General features: G+C 48.2%; 25 protein-coding genes and 1 pseudogene. 15 read left to right on the forward strand and 11 right to left on the reverse strand.

Annotated features, from left to right (window positions below; genetic code table 11):
• Positions 1-72: 72 nt before the first annotated feature.
• A complete protein-coding gene (locus OK023_RS04960; protein ID WP_317695449.1) occupies positions 73-918 on the reverse strand; it encodes a PA4780 family RIO1-like protein kinase in 846 nt (281 codons plus the stop codon).
• Between the two features lie 623 nt (positions 919-1,541).
• On the opposite strand from OK023_RS04960, the gene OK023_RS04965 reads away from it, so the two are divergent.
• The 7 genes and pseudogenes from OK023_RS04965 to OK023_RS04995 all read left to right on the forward strand — a co-directional run bounded on the left by OK023_RS04965 (position 1,542) and on the right by OK023_RS04995 (position 8,042).
• Entirely contained in the window at positions 1,542-2,642 is a 1,101-nt protein-coding gene (locus OK023_RS04965; protein ID WP_317695451.1) for a suppressor of fused domain protein, read from the forward strand.
• A 182-nt stretch (positions 2,643-2,824) separates the two neighbouring features.
• Positions 2,825-3,520: pseudogene (locus OK023_RS04970) on the forward strand (IS1 family transposase).
• A 318-nt stretch (positions 3,521-3,838) separates the two neighbouring features.
• Entirely contained in the window at positions 3,839-4,984 is a 1,146-nt protein-coding gene (locus OK023_RS04975) for an ABC transporter substrate-binding protein (RefSeq protein ID WP_317695453.1), read from the forward strand.
• 70 nt (positions 4,985-5,054) lie between these two features.
• Entirely contained in the window at positions 5,055-5,438 is a 384-nt protein-coding gene (locus OK023_RS04980; RefSeq protein WP_317695455.1) for a hypothetical protein, read from the forward strand.
• A gap of 242 nt (positions 5,439-5,680) precedes the next feature.
• Complete coding sequence (locus OK023_RS04985; protein ID WP_317695457.1) at positions 5,681-6,088, forward strand: hypothetical protein; 408 nt, start codon at positions 5,681-5,683, stop codon at positions 6,086-6,088.
• 341 nt (positions 6,089-6,429) lie between these two features.
• Complete coding sequence (locus OK023_RS04990; protein ID WP_317695459.1) at positions 6,430-6,894, forward strand: DUF1456 family protein; 465 nt, start codon at positions 6,430-6,432, stop codon at positions 6,892-6,894.
• Between the two features lie 209 nt (positions 6,895-7,103).
• Positions 7,104-8,042: a cation diffusion facilitator family transporter gene (locus tag OK023_RS04995; protein WP_317697499.1), complete on the forward strand. Its 939-nt coding sequence runs from the start codon at positions 7,104-7,106 to the stop codon at positions 8,040-8,042.
• Positions 8,043-8,160: 118 nt separating this feature from the next.
• Here the strand turns inward: OK023_RS04995 and sseA are convergent, their stop codons facing one another.
• On the reverse strand, positions 8,161-9,006 hold the full coding sequence (gene sseA, locus OK023_RS05000) for a 3-mercaptopyruvate sulfurtransferase (protein WP_317695460.1): 846 nt from the start codon (positions 9,004-9,006) through the stop codon (positions 8,161-8,163).
• Positions 9,007-9,300: 294 nt separating this feature from the next.
• On the opposite strand from sseA, the gene OK023_RS05005 reads away from it, so the two are divergent.
• The 6 genes from OK023_RS05005 (at position 9,301) to OK023_RS05030 (ending at position 15,232) form a co-directional block, all read left to right on the forward strand.
• Positions 9,301-9,792 (forward strand): DUF192 domain-containing protein, encoded by a 492-nt coding sequence (locus OK023_RS05005; RefSeq protein ID WP_317695462.1) that lies wholly within the window; start codon positions 9,301-9,303, stop codon positions 9,790-9,792.
• Positions 9,793-9,938: 146 nt separating this feature from the next.
• On the forward strand, positions 9,939-11,069 hold the full coding sequence (locus tag OK023_RS05010; RefSeq protein WP_317695464.1) for a Gfo/Idh/MocA family oxidoreductase: 1,131 nt from the start codon (positions 9,939-9,941) through the stop codon (positions 11,067-11,069).
• 244 nt (positions 11,070-11,313) lie between these two features.
• Positions 11,314-12,243: an ABC transporter substrate-binding protein gene (locus OK023_RS05015; RefSeq protein WP_317695466.1), complete on the forward strand. Its 930-nt coding sequence runs from the start codon at positions 11,314-11,316 to the stop codon at positions 12,241-12,243.
• 153 nt (positions 12,244-12,396) lie between these two features.
• Positions 12,397-13,506, forward strand: coding sequence for an ABC transporter permease (locus tag OK023_RS05020; RefSeq protein WP_317697501.1), 1,110 nt, complete (start codon positions 12,397-12,399; stop codon positions 13,504-13,506).
• On the forward strand, positions 13,503-14,438 hold the full coding sequence (locus tag OK023_RS05025) for an ABC transporter ATP-binding protein (RefSeq protein ID WP_317695469.1): 936 nt from the start codon (positions 13,503-13,505) through the stop codon (positions 14,436-14,438). Before OK023_RS05020 ends, OK023_RS05025 begins: the two co-directional genes overlap by 4 nt.
• Complete coding sequence (locus OK023_RS05030) at positions 14,435-15,232, forward strand: ABC transporter permease (RefSeq protein WP_317695471.1); 798 nt, start codon at positions 14,435-14,437, stop codon at positions 15,230-15,232. Before OK023_RS05025 ends, OK023_RS05030 begins: the two co-directional genes overlap by 4 nt.
• Before the next feature lie 42 nt (positions 15,233-15,274).
• Here the strand turns inward: OK023_RS05030 and OK023_RS05035 are convergent, their stop codons facing one another.
• From OK023_RS05035 to OK023_RS05060, 6 genes are all read right to left on the reverse strand, one after another.
• Positions 15,275-15,481 carry a hypothetical protein gene (locus tag OK023_RS05035; protein WP_317695473.1) on the reverse strand — a complete coding sequence of 69 codons (207 nt, stop codon included), beginning with the start codon at positions 15,479-15,481 and terminating at the stop codon, positions 15,275-15,277.
• A gap of 81 nt (positions 15,482-15,562) precedes the next feature.
• A complete protein-coding gene (gene yedA / locus OK023_RS05040; protein ID WP_317695475.1) occupies positions 15,563-16,474 on the reverse strand; it encodes a drug/metabolite exporter YedA in 912 nt (303 codons plus the stop codon).
• A 371-nt stretch (positions 16,475-16,845) separates the two neighbouring features.
• A complete protein-coding gene (locus OK023_RS05045; RefSeq protein WP_411569391.1) occupies positions 16,846-17,151 on the reverse strand; it encodes a hypothetical protein in 306 nt (101 codons plus the stop codon).
• A 4-nt stretch (positions 17,152-17,155) separates the two neighbouring features.
• A protein-coding gene (locus OK023_RS05050) for an IS3 family transposase (RefSeq protein ID WP_317692555.1) occupies positions 17,156-18,321 on the reverse strand; the annotation gives its coding sequence in 2 pieces (ribosomal slippage) (positions 17,156-18,057 and positions 18,057-18,321; 1,167 coding nt in all).
• Between the two features lie 56 nt (positions 18,322-18,377).
• Positions 18,378-19,142: a transposase zinc-binding domain-containing protein gene (locus tag OK023_RS05055; protein ID WP_317695477.1), complete on the reverse strand. Its 765-nt coding sequence runs from the start codon at positions 19,140-19,142 to the stop codon at positions 18,378-18,380.
• Between the two features lie 169 nt (positions 19,143-19,311).
• Entirely contained in the window at positions 19,312-19,764 is a 453-nt protein-coding gene (locus OK023_RS05060) for a hypothetical protein (RefSeq protein WP_317695479.1), read from the reverse strand.
• Positions 19,765-20,157: 393 nt separating this feature from the next.
• Here OK023_RS05060 and OK023_RS05065 point away from each other — a divergent pair, with 393 nt between their 5' ends.
• Positions 20,158-20,973 (forward strand): DUF4225 domain-containing protein, encoded by an 816-nt coding sequence (locus OK023_RS05065; protein ID WP_317695482.1) that lies wholly within the window; start codon positions 20,158-20,160, stop codon positions 20,971-20,973.
• On the opposite strand, the gene OK023_RS05070 is transcribed toward OK023_RS05065, so the two are convergent.
• From OK023_RS05070 to OK023_RS05080, 3 genes are all read right to left on the reverse strand, one after another.
• On the reverse strand, positions 20,970-21,284 hold the full coding sequence (locus tag OK023_RS05070; RefSeq protein ID WP_317695484.1) for a hypothetical protein: 315 nt from the start codon (positions 21,282-21,284) through the stop codon (positions 20,970-20,972). The two genes, OK023_RS05065 and OK023_RS05070, sit on opposite strands and share 4 nt — an antisense overlap.
• Before the next feature lie 110 nt (positions 21,285-21,394).
• Positions 21,395-21,931, reverse strand: coding sequence for a hypothetical protein (locus OK023_RS05075; protein ID WP_317695486.1), 537 nt, complete (start codon positions 21,929-21,931; stop codon positions 21,395-21,397).
• A 147-nt stretch (positions 21,932-22,078) separates the two neighbouring features.
• A complete protein-coding gene (locus OK023_RS05080) occupies positions 22,079-25,108 on the reverse strand; it encodes a Tn3 family transposase (RefSeq protein WP_317695488.1) in 3,030 nt (1,009 codons plus the stop codon).
• A gap of 167 nt (positions 25,109-25,275) precedes the next feature.
• Here OK023_RS05080 and OK023_RS05085 point away from each other — a divergent pair, with 167 nt between their 5' ends.
• A complete protein-coding gene (locus OK023_RS05085; RefSeq protein ID WP_050111157.1) occupies positions 25,276-25,890 on the forward strand; it encodes a recombinase family protein in 615 nt (204 codons plus the stop codon).
• Positions 25,891-25,896 lie beyond the last annotated feature (6 nt).

Consider the following 25,896-nt stretch of genomic DNA (forward strand, 5'->3'; position numbering starts at 1 on the left):
CCCAATGACTTCACGTTGCGAGTTTTCTAACAAAATAGTGAAGTGCCCCGGCAATGAGGGCCGGGACATAGGTTATTCTTCCTTGCGTGCCATTAACTGGCGCTGGTGTTCATCGTTGGCCGCTTGAATTTCTTCCAGTACGGAGCCTACATCGGCCCGTTTGCTGTTTTCGATATGTTTGCCAGTCAATTCAATTTCTGGTGTCAAATTGCCTTCTTGATATAGCGCCCAGATCTCTTTGGCGTATTTGCTACCAAGCAGTTGCGGCGCGAACTGACCGTAATACTGCGTTATGTTATTGATGTCGCGCTCAAACATGCTTTTAGCGTGATTGTTTGCAGCAGCATCTACAACCTGCGGCAGATCGATAATAACCGGCCCATCTTTATCCATCAACACGTTGAACTCTGATAGATCGCCATGGACCAAACCTGCACACAGCATCCGTACCGCATAGTTCATCATCAAGGCGTGGTCGTGCAATGCCTGTTCGACGGTTAACGTCACATCACTTAGGCGCGGCGCTACCAGTCCTTCTTCATCGGTGATCAGCTCCATCAACAGCACGCCGTCCAAGCAAATATCTGGTTGTGGGACGCGTACACCTGCCTTGGCCAGCAAATAGAGAGCATCAACTTCGGTATTCTGCCAAGCCTCTTCCTGCTGTTGGCGGCCAAATTTAGAACCCTTGTTCATGGCGCGTGCATCACGGCTATTGCGAACCTTACGGCCTTCTTGATAGTTAACTGCCTGCTTGAAGTTGCGTTTTTCGGCTTCCTTATACACTTTTGCACAGCGGATCTCATCACCGCAACGTACGATAAATACGTCCGCTTCTTTGCCACTTTTCAAACGACGGATGACATCGTCGATTAAACCATCATCTACCAATGGCTGGAGTCGTTTTGGAATTTTCATGCAGCCTTGTACCCTATTTAGGCTCCGGTGTGAATATTTTGCTTATGGTCATAACGTAAATATATATCCATTGTGCTTCAAGCTGCTGATAGTGTTATTGACCTAAAAGATTAAAAGCAACTTGATCGCCGGTGCGAAGTGCGACTATTTATGCTTTGTGTGGAACAGCATAAGCGGGAACTCGTACTCTTGGCAAACCAGCGTCTGTTGAATACCCTTTTCATCGGTCATGATAACGTCCTTGTGGTTGTCGAGGAAGGTGTGCCGGAATTTATGTGTAAAATTCGCTCTTTTGCAGAGCGTTACCTTAATCTACTGACTCGCACTAAATGCTGTTGTCATGCAATTAAATCGCCTTTATAGCGGCTCTGCCATGCAGAAGCATCTGTGTTGTAACCGGAGTGTGTGAGTAGGATCGTGGGCTCACATTGGTGTGCAGTCGATTGGAAAAATTTACCTGACTCAGATCGCAACTGCTCCTATTACTGAATAATATGCAGGATAAATAAAACAGTTATGCCAGGTTTTTAGGCTCTTATGCGTGAACCGGGCTAAGTAGGCGTTTTACACTTGTGACACAATCTAGGCTGTGTATTTGTGCAATGCGAAATTATTGAGGCGATATGAACGAGTCAATTGTACTTGCTGAGGTCAGCAACGAGAACCAAACATTGGTCGCAGTGGTTCAGCAAGACAGCCGGACTGCCTATTTTTATATCTATCCAACGGAAGAGTTCAGTGAACGTTTTCAGGTTCGCGCTTGCTGGTTACGTAATCTTGTCGTTGCTCCACTCCAGGAAGACCTGGCTGCGTTGAAAGCCGGTTTACCGCCGACACTGCAGGCTGAATACTGCCGTAACCCTGAAGGAGACACACCGCTGGACCCTGAACGGTTAACGGTGATTTGGGCAGAGAGTGATGATGGTGCAGCATTGTGGTATGACGATGAACTGCTGGCTGTGATCCCTGGTTTGAGTTTGTATAGCGAGCCTGCGGTGTGCTATTCCGCTGGTTGTGTCAAAGAGAATCCACTTGCTTATCCACTCGGTGTAGATTCTGCGCAAGATCAATATATTTTGGCAGAAAATACTCGCCAGTTTTGGTATAGCTGGCAGCGTGAGGAGGGTAACCCATGGCCCCAAATGCGGAGTGATTATCAGGCTTGCTATGGACAACACTTCGGGCCTGCGGTGAAGTATTATGCAATTGATCAGGGTAAGTGGCCGCCAATGGCGATTACCCAGCATGAGTGTGACGGAATTTATTATTTTCTGACCATTGGGTGCAGTATACGACCGATGCCATGGGTTGAGGGCTTATTTAATGATGAAGCTCCCAGCTATCGTCGTATGGAAATGGGAATTGCCATTGATGGGCAATATATGACCGAAGATGATGCTGTGCAAATGGCCAGTGCATTGGCTGGTTTTGCCCACGCGCCCTGGGCGCAAATTACCTGGTTTGGAGAATGTCACATTTTGGTATCTGAAGTCGTGCCAGCAGGTTACACTGGCTATGTTCTTTCCTCATCATTTTACCCTGATAGCGAAAGCCTTGTTTTGTCAAAGCAGTATGGTGACCCAGTGAATATTTTCTGGGCCCACCCAATATTCGAAACCGAACGTGAGTTAGCGCAGATTGCACCAGAAGGTGGACACGAGCTGGTGAAAAGAATGCGTGAACAAGGGGTCAATCATATTTTCCGCCCACGTCAACCGTTGTAATTACCGGGACACAGCCTAGTGTCGTAGTGAGGGAGTGACTGTTACTGTTATCCAGCGCGTTCTGCCAGCAATTTATCACTCTTGTGGTATGAAGAAGGTAAGTAGGCTGTGTCCCGTAATTATTTTTTGGGTCGTGACGCAGACTTGCTGATTACGTATGCTCCGCACTTTGGATAAAATTCATGGCAAAAGTTGATGTGGTCTGCCCTCAGTGCAATGAAACCTAGAGTGTACGATGTAACGGACATTCAGCATCTGGTGCCCAACGTTACATCTGCAAGCGCTGCTCAAAAACCTTTCAGCTTAACTTTAGCTATTCCGGTGCCAAAGCAGACACACACCAACCCATTTTAATATGGCGATGAATGGTTCTGGATGTCGCGATATCGCACGGGTTCTCGGCATCAGCCTCAATACCGTTCTGCGACACTTAAAAAATTTCGCCAAAACAGGTAGCTGAGAATATCGACCCCAAAGCGGAAGCCGTTATCTGCTGTAAAGCCGATGAACAGTGGTCTTACGAGCGGTGTAAAGCCAATCCCCGGTGGTTGTTCTACGCTGATGAGCGTATCCGCAAACGGGCTCTGGCCCACGTCTTCGGACCGAGAAATGCCTCGACTCTGCAACGATTGCTGGCCCTGCTAAGCACATTTAATATTGCCTTTTATATGACAGATGCCTGGCCGGTTTATAAGGTCCTGTTGAGCGCAACCCGCAACGTGGTGCGCAAGAAATATACCCAAAGGATAGAACGGCATAATTTTAATATTCGCGCAAACATCAAACGACTGACCCGCAGAACCCTTTGCTTTTCGAAATCAGAGGAAATGCACGATAAGATCATCGGTTGGTATTTTACTATCCATCACTATCAATAAATCTGCGTCACGACCCACAATCAAGCATCTTCATGGTTCACAGGTATAAATTTAATTTCATTATCTTACTGATTTTTATAAAAACAATATGTTAATTTTTTATAGTATGGTTTTAATTTCGAAATTAATAGGTTTTACATATTACCGTAAAGTAATTAATTATTATCTATAATGGATTTTGGTGATTGAATATAAAGTCATTTTTATATTAATCAATTAATTACTAGGTATATTTGAAAGGTTGAAATATGAAATTTAGTTGCATCTAAACATGCTACATGGCAATCTTTTTTACGGAAAATATAAGAGGGAGTTAAAATGAATCGGAGAGATTTACTTAAAGCTGCTGTTGCAACAACATTGATTGCAGGCATAAACGCGCAGGCAAGTGAAACTAGATCTTCATCATCAAAATCTTCGGGTGGGAAACATTTAGGAATGGCTAATATCCCTGAAGAGACTAAAGACCTAGATACTCTTTATAAGGAGGCTTTGGAGGAAGGTGGCGAGTTAGTCGTGTACGCTGGTGGTGATACTATTGACCAACAGGACTTCAATGCCAATGCCTTCCGTAAACGTTTCCCCAAGATGAAATTGAAAATGAACGTGGATTTTTCCAAGTTCCATGATGCAAGAGTCGATATTCAATTAGCTAACTCGGCGTTGGCGGTGGACGTAGTACAACTGCAAGAGATACAGAATTTCCCACGTTGGAAAGATGACGGCGTATTACTTCAATATAAACCAAAGGGCTATTCCAAGGTATATGAACCTTTCAGGGACCCAGATGGTTATTGGGTAAGTATTTGTGTCAACTCTTTTGCTAACTTGGCACACAAATCGGTAAAAAATCCACCAATAGAAGCGACGGATTACCTCAATCCTGAATGGAAAGGAAAAATTATTCTTGATTACCCGAATGATGATGATGCAACCCAATTCTTGTTCATGAAAGTGATAGAGAAACACGGTTGGCAGTGGTTGGAAAAATTTCTTGAACAAGATCCAATATTTGCACGTGGTGGTCAAAAACCTGTTGATGAAGTTGAAAGCGGTAATATGCCATTGGCATATGGCGTGTTTGGCCCGTTAGAACGCAACCCAGAGGACCCCGCTGTATTTTCAATTCCAAAGCATGATCCATTTATGGCTTGGGCACAGCGAGCTGCCATTTTCAAAGATTGTAAACATCCTGCTGCAGCCAAACTTTACCTGAATTGGTGGTTGTCTGAAGAACAACAGAACCATTGGTATCAGTGGCCTGTACGCACAGATATTATTCCAAAAGGTGGATATAAGCCCATTTGGGAGTATGAAAACGCCTACGTGCAAGATTTTATCGATTACATGATGGATCGTGGCAAGATGGAGCGTTTCCGTTCTATGCTGACGCAATATATTGGCGAGGCCAAGGGGCCACCAAGTGCAGGTGTGTTAGGCATTTACCCAGATACAGGGCATTAACCAAAAAGCCACTTCTTAAGGAAGTGGCTTTATACTTTTTATTTTATACTTTTTTTTAAGAGGACTACGAATGAAAATGTATTTTGCTATTCTCGCATGTATTTTTCTCGCTGGAACGTCTGTAGCCCATGCCATTTCCCCTGAACGGCAGGGCATTGTCGGTAGTTGGAAAAGATTGAAGCCTAATGGAGAGTGGGTTATTTATGACTATCAAAAAGATGGCGGTTTGCTCAGGGCAACGGATACGCAACCCAAGCTATCTCCATTCGGAGATTACCAGATCGAAAAAGATATTATTCATTTCAAAAATAACCCTGAAAATTACACCCCAGTCCGATTTGTCATCAAAATGAGCACATGCAGTGGGCACCGTGGTGAAACCCTATTCCTTTACGATAAAGACAGCGGAAACGCTTACGGATGCTACTTCAGTACGATGGGCTCAGGGGAGTAGAAACATACTATGTTCATCATATACTACAAAATGATTAACTGCGTTTAGGAGGGAGGCTGAACCTCCCTCCTTCCAATACTTTCGCCGATTATGGCGCACACAAAAGTTGTAAAAAACTGTTTTCAACAGTTTTATATCCTCCCTTGTGCTCTGCAATCTTAACTATTTAAGTATATAATATTTGCTCTGTAAGACTGCAAAGATATCAAATCTAAAATCCAATAGTTTGGTGAGGGTGAGGAATGAAATTGAAGAAACTTTGTGGTGTGGCTATGGTACTGGCAACTTTGATGACCAGTGGATGTCACTCTTATGATTCTGTACAGCTCAACAAGCAGCAGCTTGGTGAAAGTTATAACTATTACGAGTTGCAGCCACCGCTCTATGCTGGAGATGAGATTCGATATCAACTCAAGGACGGCAAAAAGGGCGAACTCAAGGTGGCTAAAAAGGAGCCAAACACAATTGTTGGTGAGAATGGGGAAGTTATTCAAATCTCAGAAATTGCCTCTTTAGAAAGAAAAGACCTTTCTAAGACAAAAACAGCGGCAGCTGTAGGTGGTGGTGTAGCTGCAACGACGGCGGTGATCGTTGTACTTGCGGTTAGTGTTACAGCAGGACTTGTCGCTGTTTTTGCATCAGCAATTTAATGAAAAACCTACCGGATACAGCAATCGTTGCATACTTGCTTTAAAGTCAAATATTATCTTCAACAGTTGCTTACTGGTTATTGATATTTAGCACTTTTTCCTTGTCGTTATGGTGATGCTTACGGACAAAGCATCACCGATGATCGGTAACAAACACGTCGTGAGTGAACAGACCCCAGTAGTAAACAGAAAAATCAGGACATGCCTGATTACAGTTGTATAAGCAGTCGAAATACGATTGAGAAACCCCTATAGGAACCCTATACTGCCGCACATACAAAATGTGCGGTGGTTATTTACAACGCAGTATACCTCCGTTCAACAAGCTAAAAGGCAATTCCATGATTAACAATGATGTGCTGCGTAGCGTGCGCTACATGCTGGCTATTAATGACGCGAAGATGGTTTCGATCGTCAAGCTTGACGATTTTGACGTCGATGTCGCAGCTATGGGGGCCTACATGGTTAAAGAAGGTGAGGCGGGTTTTGAACCCTGCCCTGATGAGGTTATGGCGCATTTTCTCAACGGCCTGGTACTTTACAAGCGGGGTAGGGATGATAAATTTCCGCCTCCTGTTATAGAGTTGCCGATCACCAATAATTTGGTCTTGAAAAAGCTGCGTGTGGCATTTGAACTGAAAGATATTGATTTGCAGCAGATATTTACCGCTGTAGATTTCCGTATTTCTAAACCGGAGCTGAGTGCACTGTTCCGTAAAGAGGGTACCAAAAACTATCGCCCATGTGGCGATCAGATGTTGCGCTACTTTCTGAAAGGTTTGGCCCAGCGCCTACGCGGTGTGTAATTCCTTGATTTGGTCACTTTGGGCGCCCTATTAATCAAGGGCGCTTTCCTTACTTTTCCTGCCATGATTATCTTCCTTTTGCACGTAATAGATTTGTGGATCATACTCAGTACGATATGGGGGTTTTATCTTGATAGGTATCAGTGAACTGATTATTTTCATCACGATAATACGCGTCTGAACTGTTTTGACACAAAAAGACCACAATGATGACTACAGCGCCCGCACCTATTCCACAGCAATTGAATAACACAGAAATAGAACAGAAAATACTCAGGCGTTCAATCTTCTGTACCTTATTTATCGCCAGTGCTGGGATTGTATTTGGTATTGTCTGTGGCTCAATGTCGATTATTTTTGATGGAATGTTTTCTGCATTGGATGCTGGCATGTGTGCACTGTCCTTGATGGTTTCGCGTTTGCTGGGGCAGCCCCACAGCCGTCGTTTTCAGTACGGTTTTTGGCATATTGAACCTCTGGTGCTAGCGTTTAATGGCTGCTTACTAACGCTGCTGTGTCTCTACGCTTTTGTGAATGCGGTTAAAGGGATTATCGACGGTGGGCGTGAACTTGAACTAGGATGGGCGATTGTTTATGCCGTTACGATCAGCCTTTTCTGCTTCATTCTCTACTTTAAGCAGCTCAAACTGAATAAACAGATCAAATCGGAGTTAATCGCGCTGGATACCAAAAGTTGGTTGATGTCTGCCTGTATCAGCTCTGCATTACTGTTGGCTTTTATTCTTTCCTGGCTGATGGAAGGAACTCGTTACGAGCACCTTATCGTCTATGCCGATCCTTTTGCTCTGGCTGTGTTGACCTTGGTCTTAATACCGGTGCCGATCAAAACGGTCAAGTCTGCCGTGAGTGAAGTTTTACAGATGACACCCGACAGCCTCGATTGCAAAGTGGAAGCCATTATGGCGCAGTTAACGCTGGAATATGGTTTTCTGGATTACTCGAATTATGCCACCCGCATTGGGCGCGGCTTGTTTATTGAGATCCACATCGTTATCCCGGAAAGTATGGAAAAAATCGGTGTGCAAAAATTTGATAAAATCCGTGACCAAATAGCTGATGCCATCGGTGAAGATAGCCCCCATCGCTGGCTGACGATCTCATTTACCCATGATCCCAAGTGGCTATAGTCACATGGGAGCATGGCTGGTGAACGCAGCTTGTTAATTCAAGGGCTTTGTTGCTATACGGCAAAACAAGACGGCTCTCCGCACGTTTGGTGCAGATGATAATTGAACGGTTACGCGTTTAATCCTTGGCAATGGGTTGCTTACCACTCAGCGCGCCCCATTCGCACCAGGCTCCGTCATACAGCTTCACCTGCTTGGCACCCAGTGATTGTAAACCGAATGCCAGCACGGCGGCTGTCACGCCAGAACCGCAACTGACGATAATGGGCTCATCAATATCAATCCCTTTGCCGCTGAAGGTTTTTTTCAGGCCTGCCAGTGACTTGAAACGTCCACCCTCCAACAGTTCGCCGTAAGGAATATTGATGCTACCGGGAATGTGACCGCGATGCAGGCCAGGGCGGGGTTCATCTGCTAGTGCGAAGAAACGGGGAGCAGCGCGTGCATCAAGGATCTGCAGTTTGTTATCGATTGCCTGCTCTACCTGCTGCATATCTACTACGGCTTCTGCGTTGAAGTGAGCCTGGAATCTGGCGGAGGTGGTTTGAGCCGGGCCGGTTTGCAACCTGTTGCCGCGAGCCATCCACCCTTGCAACCCTTCATCGAGCACAAAAACGTTCTGTGCACCAAAATTGCGGAATGTCCACCAACCACGTGGAGCTGAGAACTGATTACCCTCATCATAGAAGACGAAAGTATGCTTTTCACTGAGGCCAAGTTTACCTACTGCCGCACTGAACGCTTCCGCCGTAGGTAGCATATGCGGTAACGACGTATTTTTATCTGCGACATCGTCGATATCGAAATACACTGCACCTTGAATATGGCCGCGCTCAAACTCGGCCAACATGTCTTTCTTGGGTAATTGACCAACGGGAGACATGCGTACGTCAATTACGGCCAGATTTTCATCATTAATATGCTGTTCTAACCATTGTGCCGTTACTATAAAGGGAGAGTTCATCGTTATTATTCGCCTGTTATTAAATTTATACCCTAAGAGCTTATCCCATTATGGCTATGCTCACTGACCTTTTAACCTTAAGCAGTGTTCTGGCAAAGGGGTTAGCCTTTGTACGCCCGTAAGGGCGGCTCGGAGTTGAGTCATCCTCACGTATTCAGTAGACCACGAGGATCGTGTTTTGCCTTAAGCTCAAATGATCACCCACTATTTAGCATGCGATTAAGGGACACAGCCTAATATTAATCGTTATTTATAATAGGAAGTTAACATCAATCTTTAAACCGAGGATAAGCAATGAACTATCGAAATGGAGTTATCTCACTCATTCACGCAGCTCGTAACTGGAGAGTATCGGTCGTTTTGATGTTCACTATGGTGTTTTCCATCGGAAATCAGCAAGCTCAGGCAACGCAATTAGCTGAAAAGTGTGACCTTCATTTTTCCAATGGTACCGTTCTGCAGGGAGTACCTGTTGTTAGAACCATTGAACAGCAGGCTAAGGGACTCTCCAACCGCTCCAACGTAGGGCCTGGCATGCTGTTCTCTTGGGACAAACCAGAACCGCGCATATTCTGGATGCGGAACACATATGTGCCTTTAACTATTGGTTTTTTTGACAATACAGGGCTTTTGTTTGCCGTTGAGGATATGCAACCGGAAACGGACGATCATCATTTTTCGAACCAACCGGCACTCGATGCTCTGGAGTTGGCTCACGGAGAGTTCCAGAAACATGGGCTAAAAGAAGGCGTGCGCCTGACATCAAGAACTTGTGTACCACAGTAAAGTAACGCAATTCTCTGTATCTTGGTGGGCGCGGACATATCACGAATATAAGGTAATTATGGCGACCGACTTGTTGTTGGAATTTAAATTTCATATATAAATGTTATGAATTTTAATTTTCATTCATTAACTGTCAGGAGAAAGTAATGAAACAGGTGCGCGTTGGATTGATAGGTACCGGCTATATTGGCCGTTGTCATGCGATTGCCTATGCACAGGCCGGTACCGTATTTCCTTTGAAAGGAAAGCTGGTACTGGAAATGTTGGCGGAAGTTACGCCTGACCTTGCTGCACTGCGTGCAGAAAAATTCGGATTCTCACGTTCAACAGGCAATTGGCGTGAGTTGGTTGCGGACCCTGCTATTGACTTGGTTGATATCTGTGCCCCTAATTTCCTCCATAAGGAAATGGCTCTTGCCGCTATAGAGCATGGTAAGCATGTCTATTCGGAAAAACCATTGGCGTTAGATGCGCAAGATGCGGCAGAAATGGTGCAGGCTGCGCGAGCCAAAGGTGTAAAAACGCTGGTCGGATTCAACTATATCAAGAACCCGACCAGTCAATTGGCGCGGGAAATGATTACCAACGGCGAAATTGGTGATGTGGTGCATTTTTATGGTACGCATAATGAGGATTATCTGGCCGATCCCAGTACACCAATTGACTGGCATTGCCGTAAAGCTACCGCTGGCCTCGGGGTGTTGGGCGATTTAGCGGCGCATATCGTTAATATGGCTCATTATCTTGTTGGGGATATCGTAGCAGTATCGGGTGATATGCAGACCGTAATCAAACAACGGCCCGACCCTAAAAATCCGGGTTCTCTGTGTGAGGTTGAAAACGAAGATCAGGCCAGTGCGCTGCTGCGTTTTGCCAACGGTGCGATGGGAACGATAGAAACATCACGCATTGCCTGCGGACGTAAAATGGGCCTGACCTATGTCGTCACCGGGAGCAAGGGCACGCTGAGTTTTAGCCAGGAGCGAATGGCGGAACTGAAACTGTATCGGCACGACGACCCGGTGGAGCGCCAGGGGTTCAAAACTATACTGGTGGGGCCGCAACACCCTGATTATGCGGCGTTTTGTATCAGTGCTGGACATGGTATTGGCTTCAACGATCAGAAAACGGTCGAGATCCGCGACTTGGTGAATGGCATTGCCGCAGGTGATCGGATGTGGCCAGATTTTGAAGAGGGTTGGCGGGTTTCCTGCGTATTGGATGCCATTGCTGCTTCTGCCGTTCAGCGCCGTTGGTTGAATATTAATTTCGGCTGACCACTTGGTTGGCAGCCATGTTGCGGCATTCAAATCGGTTCCCGGCAGATTTGTCATTTGCCCAAGCTACATAGTGAGCTATGCTCCAGAGGGTCTACTCGTTTGCCGCTTACCTGTAACTTGAATGAACTTGGGGATAAGCACTATTACCTGATTGACCGCCAGCGTTACTCACATTTAATTAGCAATATAACGTGATGGTCTGGCCAACTAGCCGGAAAGCCTTATGAAAGAGGAAAGAAATATGGCAATTATCTCACTCCGCGAACGCTTACTGGCTTTGGTGCTGGCTCTGACTGCGGGAGTTGGCAGCATTGCCTACGCTGCCGATTCGGTGCGCGTAGGCTCCAAAATTGATACCGAAGGGTCGTTGCTGGGTAATATTATTGTGCAGGTGCTTGAAGCCAACGACATTAAAACCACCAATAAACTACAATTGGGGGCGACCACGGTGCTGCGTGGCGCTATTACCTCTGGTGAAATTGATATCTATCCGGAATACACCGGCAATGGCGCTTTTTTCTTCTCGGATGAAGAAGATCCGGCCTGGAAAAATGCCCAGGCGGGATTTGATAAGGTAAAACAGCTCGATTATGCGCAAAATCGGATCGTCTGGCTGGATGCGGCACCGGCAAATAATACCTGGACCATTGCGATCCGTAAGGATGTGGCGGACAGCAATCATCTGAAAACACTGATGGATCTGGCTAAATGGATCAACGGCGGTGGCCAGTTTAAACTGGCTGCTTCTGCTGAGTTTATCGAACGTCCAGACGCGTTACCGGCCTTCCAGAATGCCTATGGATTCAAGCTCAGCCAAGATCAGTTGCTCTCGCTGGCAGGTGGGGATACGGCGGTAACCATCAAAGCCGCAGCCGAACAGACCTCGGGGGTGAATGCGGCAATGGCCTATGGAACAGATGGCCCGGTGGCTGCGCTGGGGCTTCAAACGCTGGAAGATCCTCTAGGCGTACAACCGATTTACGCACCTGCGCCAATTATCCGCGAAGCAACCCTAAAGCAGCATGCCAATATTGCCGAGTTGCTTAAGCCGGTATTTGCTTCCCTGGACGCCGCGACGTTGCAAAAATTGAACGCTCAGATCGCGGTAGAAGGGCAGGATGCCAAGCAGGTAGCAGTCCATTACTTGAAAGAGAAAGGGTTGATTAAATAATCGCTATCACGTTGGCTGGGTAGCAGCAACAAAGTAATGTCTATCTGGTCAATAAGGTTAACGCCTAAAGAACAAGAGGATACCTGAATACATGGAGTGGTTTTGATCAACGAGTTTAAAAATCGCGTACTGCTTACGCTGCTTATCCTGCTAATGTTGGCAGCATTCGGTTTACCATTTCTCAGTTATGCCCCCAATCGCCTGCTGTCTGGAAAGGGGATTTATCTGATATCTCTGTTGCATGGCCCAGCGCTGTGGTTGTTGGTACCAATGTTTGTGCTAACCATCCTCAGCGTATTGCCACCCACGCGACAGCTGGCAATGCTTACCGCGTTTGTAGCAGCGCTCTTGTTGGCCCTAATCTTCTGGCTGAGTGGCCATGTCGCACAGCAGTTGGCGTTACGGGGGGCACCGTTGGCACGCACATCGTGGGGAAGCGGCTGTTGGCTGATGGCGGCGTTGAGCGGATTGATTGCTACAAATGCCGTAACGCGGATTACGGCATCGCACTTGTGGCGTATGTTGGGAAATACTGTAGTGATGATCCCGGCATTACTGCTGCTGTTCACGCATCAGTTGGATCAGCTTTCACTGCTGAAGGAATACTATAACCGACAGGATGTGTTTGACGCCGCGTTGTTGCAACATCTGACGATCTTACTGACTACCCTGGTGCCAACGCTGCTGATTGGTGTACCGATAGGGATCCTCTGTTTCCGTTCAAGCCGTTGGCAAATGCCGATCTTCTCTACTCTCAATATTATCCAGACCGTGCCTTCAATCGCCCTATTTGCCTTGTTGATTACGCCATTGGCGGGATTGGTCGCGGCGTTGCCGTGGCTGGCAACGCTTGGCATCAGCGGTATAGGCATGGCGCCAGCCATTGTGGCATTGATTCTCTATGCACTGCTACCGCTGGTACGCAGTGTGGTTGCCGGTTTGCAAAGTGTTCCAACCAGCGTGATCGAGTCTGCCAGTGGCATGGGAATGACGCGATGGCAGATTTTCTTCGGTGTGCAATTGCCTCTGGCATTGCCCCTATTGCTGACCGGTGTGCGCATTCTCGCGGTGCAAACCGTTGGGATGGCCGTGGTTGCTGCACTGATCGGGGCTGGAGGGTTTGGTGCCATTGTGTTCCAGGGGTTACTCAGTAGTGCGTTGGATCTGGTGCTGCTTGGGGTGATCCCGGTGATCGTCATGGCGGTGATCGTCGATTCACTGTTTAAATTCATGATTTCTATGCTGGAAGTGACGCACCGATGATTAACTTTGAGCGGGTAAGCAAACTTTTTCAGGGCAAGCCTGCAGTAGATAACCTCACGCTAAACATTGCGGCTGGGGAATTTACCGTACTAATCGGAACTTCGGGGTCAGGAAAATCGACTACCTTGAAGATGATAAACCGGCTTATCGAACATGATGAAGGAAAAATAAGATTTGCTGGTGAAGAGATCCATAAATTCAAACCGCAGGATTTGCGACGCCGCATGGGGTATGCCATTCAGTCGATTGGCTTGTTTCCGCACTGGACGGTGGAAGAGAATATTGCCACGGTGCCGCAACTGTTAAAATGGCCTCGGGGACGTATTCGCGATCGCGTGACTGAATTGATGGAACTATTGCACTTAGAGCCTGAAGTGTTCCGCCGCCGTTATCCACATCAGTTGTCGGGGGGCCAGCAGCAGCGGGTAGGGGTAGCGCGAGCACTTGCCGCTGACCCTGAAGTGTTATTGATGGACGAACCTTTTGGCGCACTTGATCCGGTGACTCGGGCCACATTGCAGGCTGAGATGGTGCGTATACACCAACTTTCTGGGTGTACTATTGTGCTGGTGACTCACGATATTGATGAGGCATTGCAATTAGCCAATCGTATTGTGCTACTTGATAAGGGCCGACTCGTCCAGCAGGGCACGCCAATTGCTTTGTTAACTCACCCGGTAAATGATTTTGTGCGCGATTTCTTTGGCCGCAGCGATAGGGGTATCAAACTGCTGTCACTCGGGACGGTCGCAGAACGCATATGCCCGGGGAGCGCGGAAGGGGAGCCAATTGGTGCAACCATGAGCCTGCGTGATGCGCTTTCGGTGTTTGTCACCAGGGGCAGCGAATGCCTACCGGTAATAAGTGAACGGGGAGAACCGATTGGTGTCCTCCACCTCAGCGATTTAATTGCGCCAAAGGCTCTATCATGAGCCGCTATTGCGGATCACGAGGCTCACGCTGGCACCGCTGGTTGTGCGATCCGTTGCCGTGGGTCATCGCGCTGCTGCTAGCATTGGTGTTTGGCATGGATCAGTTACACGGCCTGTTTGCTGCCTGGTTCCCAAGTCTTGAGCGGCCGATCTATCAACAAGACAGTTTCTTTTCGCTGCTAGAAGCTCATTTATTCTTGGTTGCGGTATCGAGCCTGATTGCGGCGGCGCTGGGTGTGGTTGCAGGTATTGCCGTCACGCGGTCAGCGGGGAAGGAGTTTCGCTCATTGTTGGAAACCGTGGTGGCTGTTGGGCAAACTTTCCCGCCGGTAGCTGTGCTGGCGATCGCAGTGCCTGTCATGGGCTTTAGCGAACAGCCAGCGATTATTGCGTTGGTGCTCTACGGTCTGTTACCGATCTTGCAAGGAACGCTGACTGGAATCGAATCGGTACCTGAGGCGACGAGGGAAGTCGCCCAAGGTGTCGGTATGAGCCATTGGCAAATTCTGCGGCGTGTCGAGCTGCCCTTGGCTGCACCGGTTATTGTCGCGGGGCTTCGGACTTCGGTCATTATCAATATTGGTACCGCGACCATTGCTTCTACGGTAGGTGTCAAAACGTTAGGTTCACCGATCATTATTGGACTGAGTGGGTTCAACACTGCTTATGTGATTCAGGGCGCAGTTTTAGTTGCGCTGCTAGCGATCATTACCGACATGCTGTTTGAACGCTGGGTGCGCTATCTTACCGTTTGGCGTCAACAGGCGATCGGCATTTTATCTTCTACAAGGTAACAGTCGAGAGTTTTTACTGGTTGCTTGACTAATCCCTCGGCATTACGGCCCGCTAACCTGGTTTTCTTGTTCTGAATAGTCGTGAGTTGTGTCAGCGGGTTCGCTGTTGGTTGAGGTATCGCTGGTCGTGGTCGTTTCTTGTTGTGGGGTGGTGGAGCGGGTATAAATATTCAGCCCGGCCAGAAACACGCCACCCAGAGAACTTAAGGCACATAGGGCAATGATGATGACGAGCACTTTTTTCAACATGATTATTATTTCGCAGATTTATCCATATATAGTGGATAAGTATAGTACCTTGGCCGGGTGAAACAAGGCGTATCTAGAACGTTACTCGGTGCGCTGTAGCCTACGCGGACGAGCAAACAGATATTTACCCAACGTCACTAATACCACCGCGGAAACGATCACCACTAACGCCAACCATTCACGCGGTGCCAACGACTCACCCGCAAAACCGACGCCGAGCAGCACAGCGACTACCGGATTGACGTAAGCGTAGCTTGTCGCCACGGCGGGACGTACATTTTTAAGCAGAAACATATAGGCGCTGATGGCTAGCATCGAGCCGAAAACGATCAGATAGCTGAGCGCCAGAAAGCCGCTTAAGCTGGGCATTTTATCAAGATGCTCACCATTCAGTTGGCTAGCGATCAGCAATACTACGCCAGCGACCAGCATTTCTGCTGCACCCGCCATCGCTCCGCGTGGGAGTGAGATACGCGAACTGAGCACAGATCCGAAAGCCCAGCTGGCTGAGGCTAACAGGACTAACAGCGCTCCGGTCGGATTCCCTATCAGGTTGTTGCCTGTATTCAGTAGCACAATGCCCACCAGTCCAAGCGTAATACCCGCCCATTCCAGTTTTGAATTGCGAATGCCCCAGAATAGGCTGAAACACAAGGTAAACAAGGGAACCGTGGCGATCATCACTGCCGCAATACCCGAAGGAACATCCTGGTGTTCTGCCACGGTAACCAGTCCGTTACCCACGGCTAACAACAGGATGCCGATGATGCTCGCGGCGAACCACTGTTTCAGGGTAGGGATGGCATGACCACGTAGCAACAGAAAGCAGAACAGGATAATACCGGCAATCAGAAAACGAACGCCTGCCATCATGAGTGGTGGCCAGCTTTCAACACCGAGCTTGATGGCAAAGTAAGTCGATCCCCATACGATATATAACGTGAATAGCGCCCCGATTAAGGGCAGGAGATGACGATTTTGTTGGCTCAGCATGATTGTCTATTCGGTAGGGTGAGAGAGCGTTAAGAGACTTAGTAAACCCTAATGCATATCTGATAATCAATGCTTTTCTACGACACGGCCAAAATGTATTAAACAGATAAGATATAACTCGGCATAGGCTGTGTCCCTTAACTGTCCGTGGTGCCGTCGCAGCCCCAAAAGTCCATTATCAAGGCGGAGGGTGAAGGGCAGAGTGGCCCTCTGTTCATGGTTAGGAAGTTGGATCCGTTCTTTTCCTTTAGGTCAGAGGCAAAAGAAGGTGATAGGGCCATGAGTTTCATCCGCTCAGGCAGCGCGAGGTTGACGATTGATTAAAATAAACCCCATTCTGATGCCCAATCCAAATTTCAGGCGGATCTTCCCTACGCCGCTTGCCGTAACCATCGCTCTGTTTTGAATTCCTGTCGACGCCGGGCTAATAACTCTTCTGCCCGGATACCAGCTTCTGCACTGTTAAAAACCATCCGGCTTCCACATAACACGCACTGGTATGGATCCACATGGGTAAATTTCTTCATCAGCGACGCAAACCCCGGTTTCTGCGGTTTTGCCTTCATCTCAATCCCCAGGGCGGTGTAGACCTTAGGCAATAACTCACCCCGTTTGCGGTTGGCCAGAAAACCGTAATACCTGACCATCTTAAAATGGCGTGACGTGTAGTGGATCACAAAATCAGGACACCTTCGTAGCCTTTTTCCACTGCTCTTCGTATTCACAGGGCGGTAATCCACCATTGTGCCGATGGGGGCGTACCGTGTTGTAATAACTTTGTATCCATTCACCGATATCTCGTACCGCATGATGGATATCCATATAACCCCCGACAGGCAGCCATTCACTTTTCAGGCTTCGGAACACTCTTTCCATTGGTGAGTTATCCAGGCAGTTACCCCTGCGGCTCATACTCTGCATCACTCCGTTCCTCCACAGTAACTGCCTGTATTTCTTACTCCTGTACTGCCCTCCCTGATCCGAATGAAACAGCAGCCTCTTTTCCTTTGGTCGCGTCTCCAGTGCATTACGCAGGGCTCGACACACCAGCTCGGCATCCGGGGATGACGATATGGCACTGCCCACTATCCGACGGGAGTAAAGGTCAATCACCAGTGCCAGGTAGCACCAGCCACCATTGACTTTGATATAGCTGATATCTCCACTCCACACACGATTGGGCTCCGACGGCTTAAACTGCCTTTTCAGTAAGTCTGGCGATGCCAGTGACGTCTCCCGTTCACCACGGTAACGAGGCTTGCCGGGTTGGCGACTCGCCAGACCACATTCCTGCATCAGCCTGCGGGCCAGCCAGCGCCCCACGTTATAACCCGACTGACGCATCAGCAGACTCAGTGTTCTGCTGCCGGCTGCTCCCCGGCTCTGTTGATGCAATTTCCGCACCTGAGCACGCAGTTGCAGACGTTTTACATCAACCCGCGAATTCAGCGAGGCATAGTAAACACTGCGCGTTACTTTGAGCAGGCGGCACAATTCGACCACCGACCATTTTGTTTTCAGCCGTGTGATTAACGCAAAGATTTGATGGGGAGCTCGCTCATCAACACGGCTGCCTGCTTTAGTATTTCTTTTTCCATTTCTAGCCGTTTAATCTGCGCTCTGAGCGACTGGATTTCACGTTGCTCTGGTGTCAGTGCAGGATTGTCCGGCGTCACCCCGCTGACTTCTTCTTTGTGCTGGCGTATCCATTTACGCAATTGGCTGGGGTCCAACTCCAGAGCGCGTGCAACCTCGATGGTTGACCGCTGATACTTAACGACCTGCTCAATAGCTTCCAGTTTGAATTCAGGAGAAAAACGGCGTTTGGTCTGTTTAGGTTGAGTCATTATCAATTACCTCAATTGGCTGTCATTAAATTAACAGGCTATTGAGGTGTCCGGTATTACTGATCCACTACATTGACGTTTTGCCGGGCGTGTTGGGTCTTTTTGGCAAAGTGGATTTTCCAGCGACGCTGAAACTGCGCCTCAAGAAACTGGCACCATTCCCGGTAGTCCCGAATGTGTTTATAGCCGGAAGCAGGTAAATTGAGCGAAGCGTAGCTTTCTCGCAACAGGGCGATGATGGCCTGACGCCAATAGCGCTCAACGATTTTCTTTTTGAAGTAAACCGGCCGCCAGACGCCATGTTTGAGGCACAAACCTCCACGAGTGACGGACAGATGAATGTGCGGATGCTGATTGAGCTGGCGACCGTAGGTATGCAGGGCCACAAACAGGCCTATTTCGATATCGAGCTTTTTGGCCCATTTCAGCAGGGTATTGGCGGCACAGGCGAAGAGTTTATTGAGCAGGGGCCAGTTGTTGGCAAAAGCGGGCCAGAGTTTATCGGGCATGGTGAAGGTGATGTGCTGCCATTCGCAGTCGGGCAGTATGTGTTGTTGCTCAGCAATCCATTGCTCGGTGGCTTTCATGCCACAGGCGCTGCAGCCTTTGCTTTTACAACTTTGGCAGACGTATTTGGTGTGAGAACAGTGGGCAGAAGCGCAACAATACCGGCGAACGCCCATGGCACCAGTCCCGCAGGCGAGCATCCGCTCGACGACCAGTTTGGTCCATTCGGGGACGATGTTGCCGTGTTTAGCGAGTAACTGACCCCAGCCATCATCAATCTGGAAGAGGAGTTTTGCCGGTCGAGGTATGTGCATACGCGGGAGTATAGCGAGCTACGATGGTTGAAGAAAGTCACTCTCTAACAGAGTCTTAGCTCCCGCCGTAGGCGGGCTACTGTTCTTTTTGGCTACTTAAAATGGCTGCTTAACGGCGGTTATTGTTCCACTGCTCCTCAGACCCCGACTACAACCTGTGTCCGGAGATTTAATAGGATGTACAGGAAACAGAATTCCCATAGCGGGTGCAGTTGGTCTGTACTGGCGCTCTCACCGCATCATTGAGAGACTGGATCTGACGCTCCTGTTGTTCCTGCTGGCGTTGCTGATAGACACTGGCCAGTGCCTGATTCTGCCTGTAAATGTCAGCGCTAAGTTGGTTACAGTCTGCCTTTGTCACCGGTTTATTGTTAAAGGTTTTGACCGCCTGCTGGTATCTCTGCTGGTATTTCGCGTTGTCGTAGCTCCACACCTCAAGATATTTCCCGACTAGGCTTTTACCGGCACCGGCTATCTGATAGTCCATCAGGTCGTTATTCAGACAAACGTCAATACCGCCCGCCATGCCCGCTACAAAATTATATTGGCCGTCGTCCATTTCTGATTTGAGGATCGCACAGGAACAGAGTAAAAGCGGCAGGAAAAAAGGGATTTTTCGCATACAGACTCCGGCGTTAAAGAAGAACTTCGATTATAGCCAAAGACCTTAATGGAGAGCATGAAAAACCGTGGGGCAGTCGTGTGGGCTTTGTCGCATTAAGGCGTTGTCGGGTACCGATGATGATGGGGTCAGTTTGGATATAGAGAATTATTGTACGGTAGGCCTGTTTTTTGAACAGACTTAACTATCGCGGTAGGATGCGGATACAGCTCAAATATCGCAAATCGCAGCTTCGCTCCCATCAGGCATACTTATATAATTAACTGTTTTATATGATTTATTTATTCTATTCAACCTGTTTGACGTCAATGCAAACTTCACCGCGCATCAAATTCGAATGTCTAAAATAATGGGCTATCATTAGCAAATTAATACAGACAGGAAGAGTGAAAAATGGATGAAACCTTACTTGCAATAATGAACTCAAATAGAAGAAATAAAAGTTGGATAGAAGCGATGGTCAATCTGGAAGCGAGGAAGCTGATTAATACTGCAAATACCTTGTCAGCGTATCACCTGAAAGATGGATTGACGCGTATGAATTTTGTTAAGGAGATAAAAGATGTCGTTGAACAGCAGTTCTCTATTGCACGGAATGCGAAGTCTGACCAAGAATGCATGACCTGTATTAAAAACATGAGAGAAGAAACAGAAAACCTCCAGGAACAGGACAAAATGCTGCGTATGAAAGCAGCAAAACTTTACGCTAAAGTTGAGTTTGTCCGGGAAAATAACGAAATTGTGGGTTACACAATTTCGGCTGTCCATGTTGTTTTATCTGGCGTAGCACTTTTTACCGGTTTTATGATGATATCAACAATGACGCCCATCGGGGTTTTGGCTGGCGCGGTACTTGTTGTCGATGGCCTGAATGGCGTATCCAGAGAAATCATCAATCATTCATCGGTTGGCGAATCATCAGAAGGGATTTTCGCTGATGGTGCCATAGAAACAGCAAAGTTTCTGGGATTCAGTCCAGAATCTGGCTTAGCCGTTTATAATGCGACAACGTTAACTGCCAGTGTCTACAGTATTCTGGGGCTTGCAAGAAAACCAGGAGCCTGGAGACTTTTCCGTTGGATGCCGAAAGATTACTACCGTCAGGTGGATACGATGAGTCGCCCCAAATTGACGATGAAGATCGTTGGCTATGGATTAAAGGGTAAAGTTATTTTCGACCTTATTACGACGGATGATGCAACCCGTTAACTGCGGTTTTGTCTCCAGAATCGCCAGGATTTGTAACAGAGCACTGGCGGTTGGGCAAACATCATGATCGCTACGCCAAAAAGGATTGCAACCCCACCGGCAATGATCTTTATGGCTGAACTGAATAAAACCAGAATAATGAAGGTCAGTAGACATCCGGTGACAATCCATGTCAGTGCGCGGAAGCGATTGGCCAGATCCTGGATGGCTTCATCCAGTGTACCACCGTAACTGTCTACATTGTTTTTGATTTTTTGAAGCTCTACAGGGTTAAAACCCGATCTTAATAACGCTTCTTCGCTCACTTTCATGGACTTTTAATCCTTAAAAATCATAAAAATAATGGGTTAATTTTAGCCGAGTATTCGGATTATAGGATTGAAAAAGAGCCATAAACGACTCTTCCACGCATGTTGAGACGTCAACGCGATATGGTCGTTCGGGTATCCAACTGGTGCAGTTCAGACGACAAGTTATCGATAGCGGATGTCAGCGGGATCAGACGGTCTATGTGCCACTCGCCAGGCGTTCGGTTGGTCTGGAGTTGGCCATGACACTCGTACAGATACCTGTTCGCATCGGTAAACGTGAAATTATTGAACGTGGTTTCCAGCATCAAGGTTTTTCTTATAACCGTGGTGAACATCCGGTGCACCTGGTTAAAAAAGTGAGGCTGAGCGTTGGCGTCTTCACGTTCTCGAACTCCCTCTTTTAACCGGTCACGATAGGTCATGTAATGTGAGCAGAGCCAAAAATAACTGTTCAGAGTCTCTTCCCATAAATCACGCTCATTCAGGGTGTTTTGGGTTGTGGCAAATGGCGAACGTCCATGCTGGGAGAAGTATTCATACAGCTTGTTGATTTCTTGCGTCGGTGTACAACCGGCGTTTTTCATGGCGACTTCCCCTGAAGATTTTAATAGCTCATCGATTTTGAAATTCACTGATACCTTAGCCATAATCTTTCCTTATTACGCAGTGCCTAACAGACGAAAAAAGAACACCAGGCTGACGACGACCACCCGGCAAAAAACTCCACCCTGGAAGAGTCAGTGACGAATGACTCTTCCTATAGGGGTTCTACGCCGGAACCCCAGATTTTTCCGTCACCTCAGTTTCAGCCCGGAAACCAGCGCATCCAGGTCAATAATCTCATTGTTGCTCTGGAAGGTATAATGCCCGTTCAGCAAAATATGCTGCCAGGCTACAGGTGATATCCGGGGCAGAGCCTCAATGCCTTTGGTGTTATCTTCCGTTTCCAGTCGTTCCAGCAATCGAGACAGGATCGCAGAGTTGTAGTAAACGATCGCGTTGCAGATCAACCGCCCACACTGATTACTAATTTCCGTTTCAATGTCATTTTTCCCGGTTAACTCTTTCTTTCCGCCGACTTTGGCTACCGCGGCGCGTAGCTGGTGATAAGATTCAACCCGGTTCTGAGAACGACGGATATTACGTTCCAGTTGCGGATCCCGCAGATACTTTAGCGTGTAAATACTGCGAACCAGCCGGTCATATTCAAATACCGCCTGTCTTGTCGGGTTGGTTGTTGTGTACGTACACAGTTTGCGGATCAGCGTTCCCTGCGTCATTTCTTTCAGCCCCAGCGTGGCGACAATGCGGTCGAGGTTGCTTTTTTCACGGGTGATAAGGTTCAGGTCAATCTGTCCGGCGGGTTGAATCAGGCAATTCTTATATGCTGATGGGTCTCGGGTGCAGTACAGCTCCTGTAGCTGCCTGTTCAGATCGGTGAAATGAGGTTCAAAGCGCAGGCCAAACCAGTGCAGGATTGCAAAGTTGGCTTTGTTGATGCTGTGCATGTCTCCGGTTATGGCCGTGGGTTTTACCTCTGATGTGTTGCGGTACCAGATATCAAAGACATGGTGGCCTTCATAGTCGTTTGTGCCAATCAGGTATCCGTTGATCGGGATGTGGTTACATAACAGCGTGTAGGCCACCATGCCTTTACCACGGCCGAAGTATTTACGCGAATGCCGGGCTTTTACTGTCGGTCGTTCAACGCCGAATTTTTGCCCGTCAACGGCACCATAAAGCGTTCCCGGATCAAACGAATATAGCGGGAAAATCGGCAGTGCCTCTATGGCATCGGTGATGCAGTCATTGGCCATGAGCAGCGATGCCAGCCGAAGGTACTGTTCATACGTGGTTTCCAGCACATGAAACGGAATATCGCTGGTTCGCGCCATGACATGGTTACCATGATTCATCGCCTGTGCAACAATTACCGCCATCAGGCTGTCTGCATCAGCTTCGTTTTTGGCATATCGGGGCTGCAGCGGTTTCATGGCGGGCAGAAACCGGCAGTGCTCGTTAACAAAGCGGAAAACGTCGGTTACATCGCAGAATGGCAGTTGCTCGTAAAATCGCTTCTCCTGTGCCTTATGACGACTGACCACGGATTTATGCCAGGTCAGTTTCTGCGTTTTTTGATCGTATTCCAGATGTTTCAGTTTCCCCTGTTTTAGTTCGCGGTTAAACGCTTTCCATTGCCGGTGCAGTTCGAATTCCAGAGCCTTTAGTTGCGTTTTAACTGGCTTCTGCAGAAAGGGGATGTTCATTTCAGCCAGCACCGCGGCCTGTTCCCCTTCCGGTACCAGTTCATCTGAAAGATGGCGGTGCCGGAGACTGTTGTTGAGGTGGAATTCCCCCGACTGAAAACGCTTTCTTATCTGACGATAGAGCCAGAACTCATAGCGCCCGGCATTCAGACCTGTGGGCTCACCATCTTCACCGAACTCCAGCAGGTACGGACGCAGGCGTTCCGGTAATGTTTCCGGCGGGCATTCCGCCAGTGGTCGCTGCGGAAGCGTCTGCTTTTTGCTGAACACCATTCTGAGCCAGCTCAGCGCTTCAGCCCAGGGGCTGTCATGAACCACGCTGGTGAGGTCGAGTGACAGATATAATGGCCTCAGGTGACGCCGGATTAACGCCGTCATACCGTCAACTGCCTGCCACTGCAGCGCCAATTTGCTGACTGGTTTCACACTCATGCGTTGTGCGGTGGTTTTCAGCATCTCCCGGGGCATTATTTTCCAGGCCCGACGGCGTACTTCGCCAAAGGTGGTGGGGTCTGGAACGCTGTCATCAACATAAAGCGACAGCAGACGCCCGATTTTAGATGTTTCGCGCCGGTGTTTTTCCTGCACGTCAGCCATGAGTTGTTTGGCCACGCTGCGGCTCTCATCTTCAAGCTGTTTCATATGGAAAAACATCGCATCCACCAGGTTGTCGCTGAACTGGCGATAACGGATCCAGGCATAACACAGCAGATAAAGGCGGGTCTGCTCAGGCTTCAGATTGCGGAGATCGTAAACGGTATAGAAATTTGCCAGACTGGCGTAGTACAACAGGTTTTGCTGAGAAATATTCAGCGCTGGCAGGATGTCGCAGGCCTTGCGATGCAGCGGTTCCAGGATGGCCCGTTTCTCCCGCTCGTGGACCATCTGACGCCAGCCAAAGTCACGCGCATCCTGTCTGAGGACCGCAAGTCGGGAAAGGGTATCATCCCGTTCAATCAGTTTGTCCAGGTCAGCAATGGTGGCGTCATCAAGCTGTTCCGTCAGAATTCGTCCCAGCCGCTGCCTTTCATCAGAAAGAACCCTGCTCACCAGTTCCTGGAGCGTGGTGTAGCCGGGGCGGATGATTTTATGCGCGTTGAGCCAGATAATCAGCTCAGTGGCGACAAAGCCGGGGGTCACATCGCGGTGGACAATCTGAGCGGCCTGTTGTTCAAGCTGTGAAGACAGTGCTGATGACCACGGTCGATAACCATACAGCGCGCAGATATTTTCCCGCTGAGCATAGCGCTCGTGCTTAGAAGGAAATTTGTCCGGAGGTGGCTCTCCCGGGAAATAACGGCTCAGAACAAACTTGAAGTCGTCCTGAACATCATCCCAGCCGAAGCGGAAAAACAGGTGTTTGGCTTTAAAGTAAGCGATTTGCAGAATGCAAAAGAGTTGAGCATGAAGCCCTTTACGATTGTTCACCAGTGCCAATTCAGATTCATCCAGAGCCAGAAACTCCAGCCGCTGTGCATCATCGAAATCAGGGATACCATATAATGCTTCCTGCTCGGCGTCCGAAAGAATACTGAGGAGTTTATTTTTATTGGCCATCCCTGATCCTTATGCATACCCCTTAAAAACGTAATTGTCACATTATCATTAAAATTACACCTTTACGTGTCATAATTTAAATGACGGGTAATGTGACTTTCATTGACAGATTGTGACCTCAAAATCAGAGTGTCACATAATCGAACGTATATGTGATAGGAAATAGTATGTTAATTGGTTATATGCGGGTATCGAAGGCAGACGGGTCACAGACGACGGACTTGCAGCGCGATGCGCTCATCGCTGCTGGCACCAACACCGCACATATCTATGAGGATATGGCTTCGGGTAGGCGCGATGATCGCCCTGGATTGACTGCCTGCCTGAAAGCACTCCGCGAAGGAGACACTCTGATGGTATGGAAACTCGACCGTCTCGGTCGAGACCTACGCCATCTCATCAATACAGTACATGATCTGACTGTGCGTAGAGTTGGATTGAAAGTGTTGGCAGGACACGGCGCAGCGATCGATACGACGACTGCTGCCGGTAAGCTGGTCTTTGGTATTTTTGCGGCACTGGCTGAATTTGAGCGCGAGCTGATTTCCGAACGTACAGTTGCAGGGTTGGCTTCGGCTCGAGCTCGAGGTCGTAGCGGGGGGCGGCCATTTAAGATGACAACAGCCAAACTACGTTTGGCAATGGCGGCGGTGGGAAAACCGGAAACTAAGATAAATGAGCTATGTAAAGAACTTGGCATTACCCGTCAGACGTTGTACCGGCATATATCTCCGGATGGCCAATTACGAACTGATGGAATAAAACTACTCAGTAAGATATAAACTATT

It is taken from the genome of Serratia sp. UGAL515B_01, from assembly GCF_033095805.1.
Classification (GTDB): domain Bacteria; phylum Pseudomonadota; class Gammaproteobacteria; order Enterobacterales; family Enterobacteriaceae; genus Chania.

Excerpts from the sequence above, each read along its gene's own strand:
- OK023_RS04995 (WP_317697499.1), top strand. The coding sequence starts at position 7,104 with ATGACTACAGCGCCCGCACCTATTCCACAGCAATTGAATAACACAGAA.
- OK023_RS05060 (WP_317695479.1), bottom strand. The coding sequence starts at position 19,764 with ATGCGAAAAATCCCTTTTTTCCTGCCGCTTTTACTCTGTTCCTGTGCG.
- OK023_RS05015 (WP_317695466.1), top strand. The coding sequence starts at position 11,314 with ATGGCAATTATCTCACTCCGCGAACGCTTACTGGCTTTGGTGCTGGCT.
- OK023_RS05035 (WP_317695473.1), bottom strand. The coding sequence starts at position 15,481 with ATGTTGAAAAAAGTGCTCGTCATCATCATTGCCCTATGTGCCTTAAGT.
- OK023_RS05065 (WP_317695482.1), top strand. The coding sequence starts at position 20,158 with ATGGATGAAACCTTACTTGCAATAATGAACTCAAATAGAAGAAATAAA.
- OK023_RS04985 (WP_317695457.1), top strand. The coding sequence starts at position 5,681 with ATGAAATTGAAGAAACTTTGTGGTGTGGCTATGGTACTGGCAACTTTG.
- yedA (WP_317695475.1), bottom strand. The coding sequence starts at position 16,474 with ATGCTGAGCCAACAAAATCGTCATCTCCTGCCCTTAATCGGGGCGCTA.
- OK023_RS04960 (WP_317695449.1), bottom strand. The coding sequence starts at position 918 with ATGAAAATTCCAAAACGACTCCAGCCATTGGTAGATGATGGTTTAATC.
- OK023_RS05080 (WP_317695488.1), bottom strand. The coding sequence starts at position 25,108 with ATGGCCAATAAAAATAAACTCCTCAGTATTCTTTCGGACGCCGAGCAG.
- OK023_RS05085 (WP_050111157.1), top strand. The coding sequence starts at position 25,276 with ATGTTAATTGGTTATATGCGGGTATCGAAGGCAGACGGGTCACAGACG.
- OK023_RS04975 (WP_317695453.1), top strand. The coding sequence starts at position 3,839 with ATGAATCGGAGAGATTTACTTAAAGCTGCTGTTGCAACAACATTGATT.
- OK023_RS05030 (WP_317695471.1), top strand. The coding sequence starts at position 14,435 with ATGAGCCGCTATTGCGGATCACGAGGCTCACGCTGGCACCGCTGGTTG.
- OK023_RS05075 (WP_317695486.1), bottom strand. The coding sequence starts at position 21,931 with ATGGCTAAGGTATCAGTGAATTTCAAAATCGATGAGCTATTAAAATCT.
- sseA (WP_317695460.1), bottom strand. The coding sequence starts at position 9,006 with ATGAACTCTCCCTTTATAGTAACGGCACAATGGTTAGAACAGCATATT.
- OK023_RS05025 (WP_317695469.1), top strand. The coding sequence starts at position 13,503 with ATGATTAACTTTGAGCGGGTAAGCAAACTTTTTCAGGGCAAGCCTGCA.
- OK023_RS04980 (WP_317695455.1), top strand. The coding sequence starts at position 5,055 with ATGAAAATGTATTTTGCTATTCTCGCATGTATTTTTCTCGCTGGAACG.
- OK023_RS05055 (WP_317695477.1), bottom strand. The coding sequence starts at position 19,142 with ATGCACATACCTCGACCGGCAAAACTCCTCTTCCAGATTGATGATGGC.
- OK023_RS05020 (WP_317697501.1), top strand. The coding sequence starts at position 12,397 with ATGTTGGCAGCATTCGGTTTACCATTTCTCAGTTATGCCCCCAATCGC.
- OK023_RS05005 (WP_317695462.1), top strand. The coding sequence starts at position 9,301 with ATGAACTATCGAAATGGAGTTATCTCACTCATTCACGCAGCTCGTAAC.
- OK023_RS05010 (WP_317695464.1), top strand. The coding sequence starts at position 9,939 with ATGAAACAGGTGCGCGTTGGATTGATAGGTACCGGCTATATTGGCCGT.
- OK023_RS04965 (WP_317695451.1), top strand. The coding sequence starts at position 1,542 with ATGAACGAGTCAATTGTACTTGCTGAGGTCAGCAACGAGAACCAAACA.
- OK023_RS04990 (WP_317695459.1), top strand. The coding sequence starts at position 6,430 with ATGATTAACAATGATGTGCTGCGTAGCGTGCGCTACATGCTGGCTATT.
- OK023_RS05070 (WP_317695484.1), bottom strand. The coding sequence starts at position 21,284 with ATGAAAGTGAGCGAAGAAGCGTTATTAAGATCGGGTTTTAACCCTGTA.